At 61.1% G+C, this 15,430-nt stretch carries 14 protein-coding genes; 2 read left to right on the top strand and 12 right to left on the bottom strand.

Annotated features, from left to right (window positions below; genetic code table 11):
- Positions 1-460 precede the first annotated feature (460 nt).
- The 9 genes from msrQ to mrcB form a co-directional block, all read right to left on the bottom strand.
- Positions 461-1,072 (bottom strand): protein-methionine-sulfoxide reductase heme-binding subunit MsrQ, encoded by a 612-nt coding sequence (gene msrQ / locus DMX11_RS20585; protein WP_110746230.1) that lies wholly within the window; start codon positions 1,070-1,072, stop codon positions 461-463.
- The gene (msrP, locus tag DMX11_RS20580; protein ID WP_110746228.1) at positions 1,072-2,085 is read right to left on the bottom strand and encodes a protein-methionine-sulfoxide reductase catalytic subunit MsrP; all 1,014 of its coding nucleotides are present in this window, start codon (positions 2,083-2,085) and stop codon (positions 1,072-1,074) included. Before msrP ends, msrQ begins: the two co-directional genes overlap by 1 nt.
- A gap of 79 nt (positions 2,086-2,164) precedes the next feature.
- Positions 2,165-3,016: a CDP-diacylglycerol--serine O-phosphatidyltransferase gene (pssA, locus tag DMX11_RS20575; protein ID WP_003250045.1), complete on the bottom strand. Its 852-nt coding sequence runs from the start codon at positions 3,014-3,016 to the stop codon at positions 2,165-2,167.
- Between the two features lie 150 nt (positions 3,017-3,166).
- Positions 3,167-4,183: a ketol-acid reductoisomerase gene (ilvC, locus tag DMX11_RS20570; protein ID WP_009685386.1), complete on the bottom strand. Its 1,017-nt coding sequence runs from the start codon at positions 4,181-4,183 to the stop codon at positions 3,167-3,169.
- 56 nt (positions 4,184-4,239) lie between these two features.
- Positions 4,240-4,731 carry an acetolactate synthase small subunit gene (gene ilvN / locus DMX11_RS20565; RefSeq protein ID WP_003250040.1) on the bottom strand — a complete coding sequence of 164 codons (492 nt, stop codon included), beginning with the start codon at positions 4,729-4,731 and terminating at the stop codon, positions 4,240-4,242.
- Position 4,732: 1 nt separating this feature from the next.
- Complete coding sequence (locus DMX11_RS20560) at positions 4,733-6,457, bottom strand: acetolactate synthase 3 large subunit (protein ID WP_110746234.1); 1,725 nt, start codon at positions 6,455-6,457, stop codon at positions 4,733-4,735.
- A 408-nt stretch (positions 6,458-6,865) separates the two neighbouring features.
- Positions 6,866-7,198: a YqcC family protein gene (locus DMX11_RS20555; RefSeq protein ID WP_110746225.1), complete on the bottom strand. Its 333-nt coding sequence runs from the start codon at positions 7,196-7,198 to the stop codon at positions 6,866-6,868.
- A complete protein-coding gene (locus DMX11_RS20550) occupies positions 7,198-8,001 on the bottom strand; it encodes a tetratricopeptide repeat protein (protein ID WP_110746223.1) in 804 nt (267 codons plus the stop codon). The genes DMX11_RS20555 and DMX11_RS20550 overlap by 1 nt, the downstream gene beginning before the upstream one ends.
- 15 nt (positions 8,002-8,016) lie before the next feature.
- Positions 8,017-10,338 (bottom strand): penicillin-binding protein 1B, encoded by a 2,322-nt coding sequence (gene mrcB, locus DMX11_RS20545; protein ID WP_110746221.1) that lies wholly within the window; start codon positions 10,336-10,338, stop codon positions 8,017-8,019.
- 115 nt (positions 10,339-10,453) lie between these two features.
- Here mrcB and DMX11_RS20540 point away from each other — a divergent pair, with 115 nt between their 5' ends.
- Together DMX11_RS20540 and DMX11_RS20535 are read left to right on the top strand one after the other, a co-directional pair.
- Positions 10,454-12,016, top strand: a complete 1,563-nt coding sequence (locus DMX11_RS20540; RefSeq protein WP_110746219.1) for a bifunctional aminoglycoside phosphotransferase/ATP-binding protein — start codon at positions 10,454-10,456, stop codon at positions 12,014-12,016.
- Between the two features lie 245 nt (positions 12,017-12,261).
- Positions 12,262-12,540 (top strand): TfoX/Sxy family protein, encoded by a 279-nt coding sequence (locus DMX11_RS20535; protein ID WP_110746216.1) that lies wholly within the window; start codon positions 12,262-12,264, stop codon positions 12,538-12,540.
- Positions 12,541-12,722: 182 nt separating this feature from the next.
- Here DMX11_RS20535 and DMX11_RS20530 read toward each other — a convergent pair whose 3' ends face one another.
- From DMX11_RS20530 to DMX11_RS20520, 3 genes are read right to left on the bottom strand one after another with little or no spacing between them, the layout of a single operon-like run.
- Entirely contained in the window at positions 12,723-13,607 is an 885-nt protein-coding gene (locus tag DMX11_RS20530; RefSeq protein ID WP_110746214.1) for a ChaN family lipoprotein, read from the bottom strand.
- Between the two features lie 51 nt (positions 13,608-13,658).
- A complete protein-coding gene (locus DMX11_RS20525; protein ID WP_110746211.1) occupies positions 13,659-14,426 on the bottom strand; it encodes a heme ABC transporter ATP-binding protein in 768 nt (255 codons plus the stop codon).
- Complete coding sequence (locus tag DMX11_RS20520) at positions 14,426-15,409, bottom strand: iron ABC transporter permease (protein WP_177410771.1); 984 nt, start codon at positions 15,407-15,409, stop codon at positions 14,426-14,428. The genes DMX11_RS20525 and DMX11_RS20520 overlap by 1 nt, the downstream gene beginning before the upstream one ends.
- Positions 15,410-15,430: the final 21 nt, after the last annotated feature.

Below are 15,430 nucleotides of genomic sequence, written 5' to 3'. Positions count from 1 at the left end.
CAAGCGTTTATTTTGAAGTTTTTTGCGAGAAACTCGTTTAGCTTCAAACACTTGACTCGCTTCGATCTCTCGTAGCGGGAGGCGAATCATACAGCACTTAAAAGCGCTGTCAACCATCATCTCAACCACTGGCGATCATTCGATCGTAGCCCTTACAGCATCTTCCGAATCGCCTAACTCGTTGAATCTCAAGGAGTTTGTCGTTCCGTTGTCGCTGGAAGTGGGGCGCATTATAAGGGGATTCGAAAGGCCGTCAACCTTTAATTTCATTTATTTGAAATATTCCAGGGGGGATGACCGTATCAAGGCTACCAGGTGGTCGCCACAACACATTCAGCGCCTGTGAGATCGAGCGCCGCGCGGGCGGCGCTCGATCTTACAGACGCCAGAGAAACAAAGGCGGGCACCCTCTACAGCCATTGCTATCTAAAGACAGGACCTTGGCCGCCCCACCCCAGTCTCAAACCGCCCTACCCTGCTTCCTGGCAACCCTGGGAAGAGCCCGCGCAACAGCAGGTATCCGCAATACCATCAACACAACCCCAATAAACGCATAGATCGCCCATTCCCGAAGGTCCGAACGCACGATCCACAGGAAATGCAGCAAGCCCAACCCAAGCACCGCATATACCAGCCTGTGCAACTTCTTCCAACGCGTACCCAGCCGCCGTTGGCTGTAACGGTTCGAGGTGACTGCCAACACCAGCAAACCCAGGAACCCCAGCGCGCCCACAATAATGTAGGGGCGCTTGCGCAGCTCCACCGCCAACTGACCCCAATCCAACCCTAGAATGAAAAACAGATAAGCCAGCATGTGCAGCACTATATAGGCGAACACCCATAACCCCAGCTGCCGGCGAACCACGATCCAGCCGGACCAGCCCGTCAGCTTCTGCAGCGGCGTCATGCTCAAGGTCACCAACAGGAAGGTAAGCGCCCCAAGCCCAAGGCGATCCATCACGATCTTCCCGGGATCAGGCCCCAGCAAGTTCATCGCCGCTTCATATAGCCACCACACCGGGAACAGGCAGCCCACAATGAAGATGGCCAGGCGAAACCAGGGATAACGCATCAATAGTTCTTCCGCAGATCAAGCCCCGCATACAGCGACGCCACCTCATCGGCGTAGCCATTGAACATCTGTGTTTCCCGCACATTCGGACTGAACAACCCGCTTGGCAAGCGCCGCTCGCGCGCCTGGCTCCAGCGTGGGTGGTCGACGGTCGGGTTCACGTTGGCATAGAAGCCATACTCATCCGGCGCCAGGCCTTCCCAGGTAGTACCAGGCTGCTCGGCCACCAGGCTGATGCGCACGATCGACTTGATGCTCTTGAAGCCGTACTTCCATGGCACCACCAAGCGCAGCGGCGCCCCATTCTGATTAGGCAGTTCCCGGCCATACATACCCACAGCAAGAATAGCCAACGGGTGCATCGCCTCATCCAGACGCAGCCCTTCTCTATAAGGCCAATCGATCAGAGCAAACCCAGAGCGTTGCCCTGGCATATGTTCGGGGTCTTTCAAGGTTTCGAAACGCACATATCGCGCCTTGGCAGTCGGCTCGACCTGCTTGAGCACGTGTGCCAAGGGAAACCCTAGCCACGGAATGACCATCGACCACGCTTCGACGCAACGCAACCGATAGATACGCTCTTCAAGCTGATAAGGTTTGACGAAGTCTTCAAGCGCATAGCGCCCAGGCTTGCCTACTTCACCGTCCACCACAATCGACCACGGCTCGGTTTTCAGGCTGTCGCCATTGGCCGCCGGGTCGCCCTTGTCGGGCCCGAACTCATAGAAGTTGTTGTAGTGGGTGGCATCCTTGAACGGCGTGATCGCCTCGCCCTTGACAGTTACTGCCTGCCACTGGGTGGCTGCCAGCTTTTCGCTGAACCAGCCAGGCGCCTTACCCGCCTCGACATCGGCATAACGGCTGGCTTCGGCCGCATGCCCGACACCGGGCAAAGCGCCCAGAGCCAGACCGGCGAGCGAACCACCCAACAGGGTACGACGGGAAAGATAGACGCCTTCGGGGGTGATCTCCGATGCCTTGCACTCGGAGGATCTGGGAAGCTTGATGAGCATGGGCGGCTCCACAGCACTGGATAACGGATGTACCAGTATGACTATGGAGCCGGAAGGTTATTCCAGCGTTAAGCGATTTTCACGCTTTGCGCCGGCGCGCCTTGAGCAGGAACTGGATCGGCCCCGATGCGGCGTAGGCAAGGAAGATCAGCAACAGGATGCGCGGCGGGTCGCTGAACACCACGGCAAACACCAGCACCACGGCCAGGATCGCCACGAACGGCACGCGGCCTTTCAGGTCCAGCTCCTTGAAGCTGTTGTACTTGATGTTGCTGACCATCAGCATGCCAGCAGCAGCTACCAGCAGCGCGACCAGGAACGACAGCTTGGAACCCTGGATACCGTAGTCGCTGAACGCCCAGACGGTACCTGCCACCACACCCGCGGCAGCCGGGCTGGCCAGGCCGATGAAGTAGCGCTTGTCGGCGGTGCCGACCTGGGTATTGAAGCGTGCCAGGCGCAGGGCCGCACCGGCTACATAGATGAAGGCGACCATCCAGCCGACCTTGCCCATGTCGCCCAGCGCCCAGCCGAACGCCAGCAAGGCCGGGGCCACGCCGAAGGCAACCATGTCCGACAGCGAGTCGTACTCGGCACCGAACGCACTCTGGGTATTCGTCATACGCGCGACGCGGCCGTCCAGGCCATCGAGCACCATGGCCACAAAGATGGCGATCGCGGCAAAGGCGAAGTACTTGCTCGCCTCACGCGGGTCACCGGCACTGAGGGCGCTCTGCGCGCTCATCGAGCTGATGATGGAATAAAAGCCGGCAAACAGGTTGGCGGTGGTAAACAGGTTGGGCAGCAGGTAAATGCCGCGATGGCGCACCTTGCGGCCTTCAGCGTCATGCCCTTCTTCAACGTGCTCATCGACAGGTAGCAGGCTTTCGGCGTCGGAGGGCTTGTTCGGCTCTTCGGGACGTTCGCTCATGGAGGGTACCTTGCAACAGGATGGAAAATGTTCGACACGGGCCCGCGAAACAGGTTCTAACGGCAGGCCACTGGTCTGCTTTATACCAGAAGCTGGCTGCCAGAACGAAAAAACGCGGCCGAAGCCGCGTTTTTCATGTTGCGATACTACTTAGTTCTTGGCTTTGTCGACGATCTTGTTCGCCGAGATCCAAGGCATCATCGAGCGCAGTTGCTCACCGATGATCTCGATGCCGTGCGAAGCGTTGTTACGACGCTTGGCGGTCATCGATGGGTAGTTGGTAGCACCTTCGGAGATGAACATCTTCGCGTACTCGCCGTCCTGGATGCGCTTCAGAGCGTTGCGCATGGCCTTGCGGGATTCTTCGTTGATGACTTCCGGACCGGTGACGTACTCACCATACTCGGCGTTGTTGGAGATCGAGTAGTTCATGTTGGCGATACCGCCTTCGTACATGAGGTCAACGATCAGCTTCAGCTCGTGCAGGCACTCGAAGTAGGCCATTTCCGGCGCGTAGCCAGCTTCAACCAGGGTCTCGAAACCGGCTTTGACCAGCTCGACGGTACCGCCGCACAGAACGGCCTGCTCACCGAACAGGTCGGTTTCGGTCTCGTCCTTGAAGGTAGTTTCGATGATGCCGGTACGGCCGCCACCCACGCCAGCAGCGTAGGACAGCGCAACGTTCTTGGCGTTGCCCGAAGCGTCCTGGTAGATGGCGATCAGGTCAGGGATGCCGCCGCCTTTGACGAACTCGGAGCGAACGGTGTGGCCCGGGGCTTTCGGCGCGATCATGATCACGTCGAGGTCGGCACGCGGAACAACCTGGTTGTAGTGGATCGAGAAGCCGTGGGAGAAGGCCAGGGTAGCGCCCTTCTTGATGTTCGGCTCAATTTCGTTCTTGTAAAGCGTGCCCTGGAACTCGTCCGGGGTCAGGATCATCACCAGGTCAGCCGCAGCGACAGCGGTAGCAACATCGGCAACTTTCAGGCCGTGGGCTTCAGCCTTGGCAACGGTAGCCGAACCTTTACGCAGACCGACGGTAACGTCTACACCGGAGTCTTTCAGGTTGCACGCCTGAGCGTGGCCCTGGGAGCCGTAACCGATGATGGCGACTTTCTTGCCCTGGATGATGGAAAGGTCGCAGTCTTTATCGTAGAAAACTTTCATGAAAATACCCCTGGTTATATCTCGGCCCCCTGCGGAGCCATCGCTAATTTTTGAATTTAGATGCTGAGCACTTTGTCGCCACGGGCAATGCCGGTAACGCCGCTGCGCACGGTTTCGAGAATCGATGCAGTGCCGATTGCCTGGATGAAGCTGTCCAGTTTGTCGCTGGTGCCGCTCAGCTGTACGGTGTACACGCTGGCGGTAACATCGACGATCTGGCCACGGAAGATATCCGTGGTGCGCTTGATCTCGGCGCGCTGGGCACCGGTGGCCTTGACCTTGACCAGCATCAGTTCACGCTCGATGTGAGCGCTTTCCGACAGGTCGACAAGCTTGACCACTTCGACCAGCTTGTTCAGGTTCTTGGTGATCTGTTCGATCACTTCATCATGGCCAACGGTGGTCAGCGTCAGACGCGACAGGGTCGGGTCTTCGGTCGGCGCCACGGTCAGGCTTTCAATGTTGTAGTTGCGCTGGGAGAACAGGCCGACCACACGGGACAGAGCACCGGGTTCGTTTTCCAGCAGCAGGGAAATGATATGCCGCATATCAGGTACGCTCCGTCTTGCTCAGCCACATGTCACGCATCGAGCCATCCTTGATCTGCATCGGATAGACGTGCTCACTGCGGTCAACCGCGATGTCGATGAATACCAGGCGGTCTTTCATCGCAAACGCTTCTTCCAGCTTCGGCTTGAGGTCCTTCAGGCTGGTGATGCGGATACCCACATGGCCATAGGCCTCGGCGAGCTTGATGAAGTCAGGCAACGACTCGACGTACGAGTGCGAGTGACGACCGTTGTAGGCCATGTCCTGCCACTGGCGGACCATACCCAACACACCGTTGTTGAGGTTGACGATTTTCACCGGCAGGCCGTACTGCATGCAGGTGGACAGCTCCTGGATGTTCATCTGGATGCTGCCTTCGCCAGTCACACAGGCCACGTCCTGGTCCGGGAAGTTGAGCTTGACGCCCATCGCCGCCGGGAAGCCGAAGCCCATGGTGCCCAGGCCACCGGAGTTGATCCAGCGGTTCGGCTTGTTGAAGCGGTAGTACTGGGCCGCGAACATCTGGTGCTGGCCGACGTCGGAGGTGACGAAGGCATCGCCATTGGTCACTTCGCACAGGGTCTCGATGACTTTCTGCGGCTTGATGACATTGCCGTCGCCCTTGTCGTAAGGGAACAGTTCGCCATTGCCGCGCCATTCGTCGATCTGCTTCCACCAGGCATCCAGCGCCGCCTTGTCAGGTTGCTCGCCGATTTCCTTGAGGATGCCGAGCATTTCGCTGAGGACGCTGTCGACCGGGCCGACGATCGGTACGTCGGCCTTGATCATCTTGGAGATCGACGCCGGGTCGATGTCGACGTGGATGATCTTGGCGTTCGGGCAGAACTTGGCCGGGCCGTTGACCACACGGTCGTCAAAGCGCGCACCGACGGCGAAGATCACGTCGGCATTGTGCATGGCCATGTTGGCGGTGTAGCTGCCATGCATGCCGAGCATGCCAACGAACTGGCGATCGGTACCCGGGAAGCAACCCAGCCCCATCAGGGTGTTGGTGACGGGCAGGTTCAGCGACTTGGCGATTTCGGTCAGGGCTTCGGAGCCACCGCCGAGAATCACACCACCACCGGCATAAACGATCGGGCGCTTGGCAGCCAGAAGCATCTCGGCAGCTTTGCGGATCTGGCCGGAGTGGCCACGGACCGCTGGGCTATAGGAGCGCAGCTTGACCTTTTTCGGGTAGACGTACTCGAACTTCTCAGCCGGGTTGGTCATGTCTTTTGGAATGTCGACCACGACTGGACCTGGGCGACCGGATTGCGCCAGGTAGAAAGCTTTTTTCAGAACTTCAGGGATCTCGGTCGGGTTCTTGATCATGAAGCTGTGCTTCACGATCGGCCGCGAGATACCGATCATGTCGGTTTCCTGGAAGGCATCGGTACCTACCATGGTGCTAGGCACCTGGCCGGACAGGATGACCATCGGAATCGAGTCCATGTAGGCCGTGGCAATGCCGGTAATGGCATTGGTCGCGCCTGGGCCGGAGGTTACCAGCACCACACCGGCCTTGCCGGTGGCGCGGGCGTAGCCGTCCGCCATATGGGTTGCCGCCTGCTCGTGACGAACCAGGATGTGTTCCACTTCCGGTTCTTTGAACAGGGCGTCGTAAACATGCAGGAGAGCACCACCAGGGTACCCGTAGATGTGCTTAACGCCTTCGTCACGCAAGAAGCGGACGACCATCTCAGCGCCAGATAAAAGCTCCACGTTGTTCACCTCTAAAACGCCAGAATACCGCCCTCACTAGGCGGGTCTTAATAGGTTTACTGCCAAGCAGAGCATGAGCGAACGTCAGCACTGACTGAGCAAGTATTGGGAGCACCCCTGAGTGTTGCGGGGTTTTCCCACCCAGCGCGAGGTAACGCGTTGCGGGGTGTAACAGGTCGGCGCGGGTGTGCGCCTCATGATCTGCCTAGCGGGTCTGCTTCTGGCAGTCCCTCTAAAGCGGAAGTTGGATTCTTGTGATTCGGCGCCAACAAGTCAAGAAAAATTATTGCCAATTTTTCCCCAAGATGAATTCCCGCCACCACTAAAAATCGCTTCAGCAGCAGAATTAATAAGATTTCCATAAAAAAGGGCCACAATCTGCGGCCCTTGAAGGAAAAACTGAAGAAATCAGGCGGAAGGAGCGATCAATTGGTCAAAAGCTGCCAACAGGCGGCGTAGCTCACGACTTTGCTCCGGCCGGTCGGCAAACACCGTTTCAGCCATGACCAGGATGCTGGAGGCGTTGGGCAGCGGCTGACCGAGTTCGATGATGATCTTCATGCGCTGCAGGAAGATCCATTGCAGCCATTGCTCGAACCGCAGGGTATCAACGGCGAACGGAATGGTACTGGCCAGCGCTTCGTCGCTTGGCGGCTCGGCATCCCACCAGCCTTGCACCTGCAACTCACGCTCGATCAGCAGCAGGTGGTCGGCAATATCAAGAATACGTTGCTCGATCATCACGAATTGACCCGCGCCTTTTGGCGGGCCAGTGCGGCGCCAGCGCTGTCACCCTGCTTTTCGCGGGCCTGGGCGATGGTATTCCACAGCTCGGCCTGCAGGCTCGGGCGGCCGTTGGCATACGTCAGCGCACGGCGCGCCAGCTGCTCGGCCTGCGGCGCATCCCCTTGCGACAGGCGCACCTGGGCCAGGCGGTACAGCACCTGCGGTTCGCGCGGTGCGATCCGCTGGGCACGTTCCAGGCTGGAGGCGGCGCCGTTGAAGTCACCGCTGCCCTGCTGGGTTTGCGCGGTGGTCAGCAGTGCCAGCACCGGGCCATCGAGTTGCTCATCAGCCGACAGCCCCCCCGCAGCAGTGCCACTGCGCGGAATGCCGGTTGGCGCACTGCTGCTTGGCGAAGAGCCATTCATCGCAGCGATGTCGAACGGTTCATCGGAAACGGGGTTCGGGTCGGTGGTCATCGGCGCCGAAGTTGCCGGGCCCGGGGTAATCGGGCCTGGAGTGATCGGCGACGTGCTGATCGGTGCCGCGCCATTGGCTGCCGGGAAGGTCTGGATGCCTGCAGCGCCAGCGCCCTGCGGAATCATCACGGTGACACCGGAATCTTCTGGCAGGGACTGCGCCTGGGCGGTGCCGTTATTCATGCCGGCGACCGGGGCACGGGCCTGGACACGCTCGCTATTGGACACGCGGGTGCTCGAATCGACCACCGGAATATTGCCGCGCGGGACGCTGGAGCACCCCTGGAGCACAGCCAGCGCCGTCACGGCAGGAAACAGCCACTTGTTCACTTCACACCTCATCAATGCAGCCTGTGCTTAATTCATCCAGCCCTTGACCCAGTCCATGACCGATTCGGCTGGATTCTGCTCGCCGCCACAGGTGGCGCCGGCGGGCGGTTCACTGCCGCGAATATACGGCATCTGCACCGCTCCCGGACAGCTACCGTCAGACCCATGGCCACTGTAGGGGTCGATCCAGGCCTGCACCACGTTGTCCGGCTGCGGCATGTCCAGCGGCAGCGGGTCGGCTTTCTTCATGAAGCTGGTCCACACCTGCAAGGCACCAGTGGCACCGGTAAACGGCGTCTTGCCGTTATCGTCACGGCCCATCCACACCACCGCCAGCAGGTCCTGGCTGAAGCCGGAGAACCAGCTGTCGCGGGAGTCGTTACTGGTGCCGGTCTTGCCCGCCAAAGTCAGCGAGCGCGGCAAAGTGTTGTACACCGAGCGCCCGGTACCCTCACGCATCACCCGCTGCATGGCGTTCTGCACCAGGTAGATGGCGCCCGGGTCGAAGGTTTGCTGGATCTGGAACGGGTAGCGCTTGAGCGGCTCGCCTTCGGCAGTCAGCACGCTGCGAATACCGCGCATTGGCGTATTGAAGCCGCCATTGGCGATGGTCTGGTACATGGTCGCGACCTGCATCGGCGACATGCCACCGGCGCCCAGCAGCATGGCCGGGAAGGCTGGCCAGTCGACATTCACCCCCAGCCGACCGATGGTCTTGATGACGTTAGGCACGCCCACTTCCAGGCCGATCTTGGCGGTCGACAGGTTGTAGGAGTTGGCCAGCCCTTGGTACAGGTAGATGGTGCCATGCGGGCGGCGGTCATAGTTTTGCGGGCGCCACACCTGGCCATCGCCACCTTTGACCGAGAACGGCTCATCCTGCACCCAGCTGGTCAGGGTGTACTTGCTCGGCTGCTCCAGCGCGGTCAAATACACAGCCGGCTTGACCAGCGAGCCAATCGGCCGCGACGCATCGATCGCCCGGTTGAAGCCTGCAAAGCCCGCCTGGCGGCTACCGATCAGCGCCTGAACCTCGCCGGTTTCCGGGTTGGTCACGACCATTGCCGATTCCACCTCGTCAGCGCCCTTGCGACCTGCCAGGCGCTTGAAGGTCTCGCTCATCGAGGTTTCGGCCTTCATCTGCAGGATCGGGTCGAAGCTGGTGAAGATGCGCAGGCCTTCTTCGGTCAAGTCTTCATCGCGGTAGTCCTGGCGCAGCTGACGCTTGACCAGGTCGAGGAAGGCCGGGAACGAACTGTCGGCCAGGCTGCCGCGCTTGGTCACGCCCAGCGGCATTTTCTTCGCTGCATCGACTTCGGCCTGGCTGGCCACACCCTGCTCGGCCACCAGGTCGAGTACCAGGTTGCGGCGCGCCAGGGCGCGATCAGGGTAACGCCGAGGGTTGTAGTAGGACGGGCCTTTGACCATGCCCACCAGCAGGGCGATCTGGTGCAGTTTCAGCTCCGATAGTGGCTGGCTGAAGAAGAACTGGCTGGCCAGGCCGAAACCGTGCACGGCACGCTGGCCGTCCTGGCCGACGAACACCTCGTTGAGGTAGGCCTCAAGGATTTCGCGCTTGTCGTAATGCAGCTCGAGCAGCATCGCCATCATGGCCTCGGTCAGCTTGCGGCTGAGGCTGCGCTCGCTGCTGAGGTAGAAGTTCTTCACCAACTGCTGGGTGAGGGTACTGCCGCCCTGGCGCATCGAGCCCGACGAGGTGTTGACCCACATGGCGCGGGCGATGGACTTGGGCGACACGCCGTGGTGGCTGTAGAAGTCACGGTCTTCCGTGGCCACCAGGGTTTCGAGCAGGTACTTGGGCACCTGGTCGATCTTGATCAGAATGCGGTCTTCAAGGTTTTTCGGGTAAATGCCGCCGATCATCAGCGGCTCCAGGCGCACCACGTCGAGCGCCTTGCCATTCGCCCCGGAAAGGCCGGCCACGTAATCGCCAGAGAACCGCACTCGCACGAACTGCGCCGGTTCCATGCCCTCGTAGAACTGGAAGCCACGGGTATTGAGGTCGACGGTATTGCCGCTGACCGATGCAGCACCTGGGCCGTTGGCCGCGCTTTCGCGGCGGTAACCGAGCGCATCGAGTTCGGTGAGGAAGTCGTTCTTGCTCAGCTTCTGGCCGGTGAACAGCTCCAGCGGCCGGGCATACACCTTGGCAGGGATGGTCCAGCGCTTGCCGGAGAACTTCTCCTGCACGACAGCATCGAGGTAAACCGCGAAGCCGGCAACGATCACCAAGCCTACCAGGCTGAGCTTCAAAGCCCAGCCCAGCCAGGCGCGGGAGCGGCCGGTCGGGCGTTTCTGAGGAGTACGGGAATTTCGGGTTCGGGTCATGGCGGCGGATTATACGCACTTTATAAAGGCTGGGCAGACGGCCCGGCGGTAGGCAGGGACGGCACCATTGACCATAATGGCGCATTCGAATTCCCTGCCCCCGGAAGGATTTGCCGTGAGCCAAGCTCTTATCACTGCGTTGCAGAACCCAGCCCTGTACCCCCACCCCGTGGATGGGTTCCAGCTCATCGAGACGCATATCTCCTGGGTCCTGCTCACTGGCGAGTACGCCTACAAGATCAAGAAACCGATGAACTTCGGCTTCCTCGACTTCACCGAACTGGGCCAGCGCCAGCATTTCTGTAACGAAGAGTTGCGCCTGAACCAGCGCCTGACCGAAGGCCTCTACCTGGACGTATTGCCGATCACCGGTAGCGCCGACACGCCGCAGCTTGGTGGCGAAGGCGAAGCCATCGAATATGCATTGAAGATGCGCCAGTTCCCGCAGGGGCAGATGCTCAGCACCCTGCAGGCCAATGGCGAGTTGAATGCCACGCACATCGACCAGATGGCCCGGCAGATCGCCGAGTTCCACCTGCAAACCCCCAAGGTATCTGCCGAGCAGCCCTACGGTTCGCCTGAAAGCGTCATGGCCCCGGTCGAGCAGAACTTCGAGCAGATCCGCCCATTCCTCAGCGACAAGGCCGACCTGCTGCAACTGGACAACCTGCAGGCTTGGGCGCGAAGCAGTTTCGAGCGGCTGCAAGGCTTGTTCGCCTCGCGCAAGGCCAATGGCTTCACCCGCGAGTGCCACGGCGACATCCACCTGGGCAACGCTACCCTGATCAACGGCCAGGTGGTGATCTTCGACTGCATCGAGTTCAACGAACCGTTCCGCATGACCGATGTCTGGGCCGACACCGGCTTCCTTGCCATGGACCTGGAGGATCGAGGCCTCAAGTGCCTGGCACGCCGTTTCATCAGCCAGTACCTCGAGCTGACCGGCGATTATGAAGGCCTGGAAGTGCTCAACTTCTACAAAGCCTACCGGGCCCTGGTACGGGCCAAGGTCGCGCTGTTCAGCATGCCGGCCAATGCCGATGGCGTGCAGCGTGCCACCACCCTGCGCACCTACCGCAACTATGCCAATCTGGCGGAGAGCTACAGCGCCATACCGTCGCGCCTGCTGGCCATCACCCACGGCGTTTCGGCGGTGGGCAAAAGCCACGTGGCCATGCGCATGGTCGAGGCCCTGGGTGCGGTGCGCGTGCGTTCGGACGTTGAGCGCAAGCGCCTGTTCGGCGAACAGCAGCAAGCCGACGCTGGCCACTTGAGCACTGGCATCTACGACCAGGACGCCAGCGCCGCTACCTACCAGCGCCTGCACGAAATAGCCGCAACCGTGCTGCAGGCTGGCTTCCCGGTGGTACTGGATGCCACCTACCTCAAGCGGGAGCAGCGCCAGGCCGCAGCAGACGTCGCCAGCCAGACTGGAGTGCCATTCCTGATTCTCGACTGCCACGCGCCGGATGCAGTGATCGCCAGTTGGCTCGAGCAGCGCCAGGCCGAGAACAGCGACCCGTCGGACGCTACCCTGGACGTGGTCAAGGCCCAACAGGCCAGCCGCGAGGCGCTGGATGCACAGGAGCTGGTGCAGAGCACCCCGGTCGACACCCAGACTGCTGGCAGCATGGACCAGGTGATCGAGCAGATTCGCCAGCGTTTGCCAGGCCTGTAAGTTCATCGTTTCCCTGTACTGGCCGCTTCGCGGATAAACCCGCTCCCACAGGTACTACGCCAACCTTGAGGCTTGTAGACCAGTTTGTGAGAGTGGGCTAACCCGCGAAGGGGTCGGCACAGTGAGCGGCAGCTCATCGCCCCGATGGCAAAAGGCCGCGCATTTCATAACCCCCGCTACACTCCTCTCTGACCTGCTCGCGATTTATCTCCCCATGACCCGTTCAGCCATCGCAAGGAGGCTCGATGAACGATGAATTGCAGCATCTGAAGAACCTTGGCAAGACCTCTGCGCAGTGGCTGCATGCAGCCGGCATCCACAGTGCATCGGATTTGCGTCGCCTGGGCGCGGTGGGTGCATACCAGGCCGTGAAGACACGAGGGTTTCGCGCATCGAAGGTGCTGTTGTATGCCATTGAGGGCGCCCTGCTGGACATGCACTGGAACGATTTGCCCCTCGAACGCAAAGAAGCGCTCAACCAACAGCTGGATGCAAAAAGCCCTGCACAAAAAAATCCAAAATAATCGAGAAAAGGGGATTGACGGCTAAATGAGAATTGTTATGATTATCACAACTGGTCGCGAGACTGGTTGGATAACCTAAGAGCCCCTGGTTCGGACTCTCAGATTATCTCCTCATCAGGCTAATCACGGTTATTGACCCGGCAATTTGCCGGGTCTTTTTTTTGCCTGGCGTTCGGTACGTCTTATCGCTTCAGTTGAGCGCAGTAATCCTGCTCCGGCATCGCCGCGGTGTACCACACGTAGTCGGCTTGCCCTGCTTCAACCCGTTCACCCACTTCAGCCAGCAACAGCACCTTGCTCTCACCCTGCGCGCCCAGATCACTCAGGTGCAACGGCACCCCCAGGTCCTTGCGCACGTGGTAGGCCCCGGCAAACAGCAACGCCGGTAGCGGCGCCGCCAACAAGCGCTCGGCCATGCGTCGGTCACGCTGCTGTTGCACGGCCAGCATCGCTGGTAACTGGCTTTCTGGCAGCATCCCGCAATGCCCGGCGCGCACCTGCTCCAGCAAGATCGCTTTCACGTTCGCAGCATTGGACTTTTCGCCCGGCAACGGCACCGGTTGCCGATAAGCCTGGCGCATCTCGCCTGGCGAAAGGTTGGCGGCCAGCAGGGGTACCTGCTGGTGCAGGGCTTCACGCACGATCGGCCCGTACAACTGCCAATCCCAACCCTCCTGCCAGGCCAGCGCCTTGGGCAAGTCTGCCGGCAAAGGCTGCCCCGCGAGCGTTTCCACCAGCGGCTGTTGTTCAGGTTGCAGCATTTCAAGCAACAGGCTGCCTTGGGTACGCTGGCTATTCAGGGCGCGCAGCAACCACAGTTGCAGCGTGTGATGGTCGGGGTTGTCGTGCTTTTCGCCGACCAGCACTCGCGGGACGACAGCCAGGCGCTGCACCAGTTTTTCAGGGCTGATTACCTGCCCGTTGGCAAGATCGACAATATGCCCCAGTTCGGCATCGGTGCGCCCTTCACTACTCTGCCAGGCAGGCAGCGGGGGCAGGCTGGCCTGGCAGCCGCCCAGCGCCAGCAGCAGGCACAGCGAAAAACCGGACAGCAGCGGGTGTCGCATTGGCATTTCCTCCATTGATGACCTGCACGGTTCCCAGCAGGCGCGCCAGCCTCAACGGGTGATGATCAGCGGGTGCCCCCGCTCCGGGTGCGCCTGCACCAGCACATCGATCCCGTAAACAGCCTTCAGCGCCGCCGGTGTCAACACGTCTTCAGGTGCGGCAAACGCATGACAGCGCCCCTGTTCCAGCAACAGGATACGGTCACAGTAGCGCGCCGCCAGGTTCAGGTCATGCAGGATCACCAGCACCGCAGCACCACGGTCGGCAAAGCGGCGCACCGCCTCCAGGGTGGTGTGCTGGTGCAGCGGGTCGAGCATCGAGGTGGGCTCGTCAAGCAGCAACGTCGAGCTCTCCTCTCCCGGCCACAACTGCGCCAGTACACGGGCCAGGTGGACCCGCTGTCGCTCGCCGCCGGACAACGCCAGGTAACTGCGTTCCAGCAGATGCCAGGCATCCGCCGCCTGCAAGGCCGCTTCGACAATTTCTGCATCGCGTCGCTGCCCGGTGCCATGAGGCATGCGCCCCATGGCTACCACTTCCTCGACCCTGAATGCAAAGCCCAGGCTGGACACCTGGGGCAGCACCGCCAGGCGCTTGGCCCGTTCCTGCCCTGCCCAGTCAAGCAGCGGGCGGCCTTGCAATGTCACCTGCCCACGATCGGGCGCCAACTCACCGCAAAGCACGCCCAGCAGGCTGCTCTTGCCCGCCCCGTTGGGGCCAAGCACACCCACAACCTGCCCTGGGTGCAACGCGAGGTGAATGTCCTGCAATACCTCATTGTTTCCCCGCCGCAGATGCAGACCCTCGACTTGCAACATCAACTGCGCCCTCGCATCAGCAGGAACAGAAAGAACGGCGCACCGATAAAGGCCGTGACGATCCCGATCGGCAGTTCGGCCGGTGCCAGCAGCAACCGCGCCGCCAGGTCGGCAAACAACATCAGTACGCCCCCGGCCAGTAGCGAGGCTGGCAGTACCACGCGGTGATCCGGCCCGGCCAGCAGGCGCACCAGGTGCGGCACTACCAGGCCAATGAAGCCAATCAGCCCGGCAGCCGCCACAGCAGCGCCCACGCCCAGCGCTGTGCAAAACACCAACTCACGTTTGAGCCGCTCCACATCGACCCCCAGGTGACGCGCTTCGGACTCCCCCAGCAGCAGCACATTCAGCGCCTTGGCCCGGCGCGGCAACCACACTGCAACGCCCGCCGCGACCAGCAACAATGGCCATAGCCGTTCATAACTGGCGCCATTGAGGCTGCCCAGGTTCCAGAAGGTAAGCGTGCGCAGGGTGGCGTCGTCGGCCAGGTAGGAGAACAACCCCACGGCCGCGCCGCCCAGCGCGGTCATCGCTACGCCAGCCAGCAGCATGGTGGCGACGTTGGTCTGCCCATCACGACGCCCAAGGCGGTAGACCAGCGCGGTTACACCTAGCCCGCCGACGAACGCGCAGAACGACAGCAGGTAGGGTGCGAAAACTTCCGGCATGCCGCCAAACCAGGCACCGCCGACAATAGCGACCGCGGCCCCCATCGCCGCACCAGCGGCCACCCCGACCAGGCCAGGGTCGGCCAGCGGGTTGCGGAACAACCCCTGCATGGCCACGCCGGACAGCGCCAGCACCGCGCCCACTGCCAGCCCCAGCAAGGTACGCGGCAGGCGGATCTGGCCAAGAATCATCTCGGCCTGTTGCAGCCCGTCGGCGGCGATGGGCAAGCCCAACAGCCGCAAGCCGGCGCGCAGGGTATCGAACAGCGGCAAACTGACCGGCCCTAACGCCAGTGACAGCCACACCGCCAACAGGCACAGCAGGCTCAAGCAAAT

It is taken from the genome of Pseudomonas sp. LB-090624 (assembly GCF_003205205.1).
Taxonomy (GTDB): domain Bacteria; phylum Pseudomonadota; class Gammaproteobacteria; order Pseudomonadales; family Pseudomonadaceae; genus Aquipseudomonas.
The sequence above is the reverse complement of the archived record's forward strand: the minus strand, read 5'-3'. Positions and strand labels throughout refer to the sequence as shown.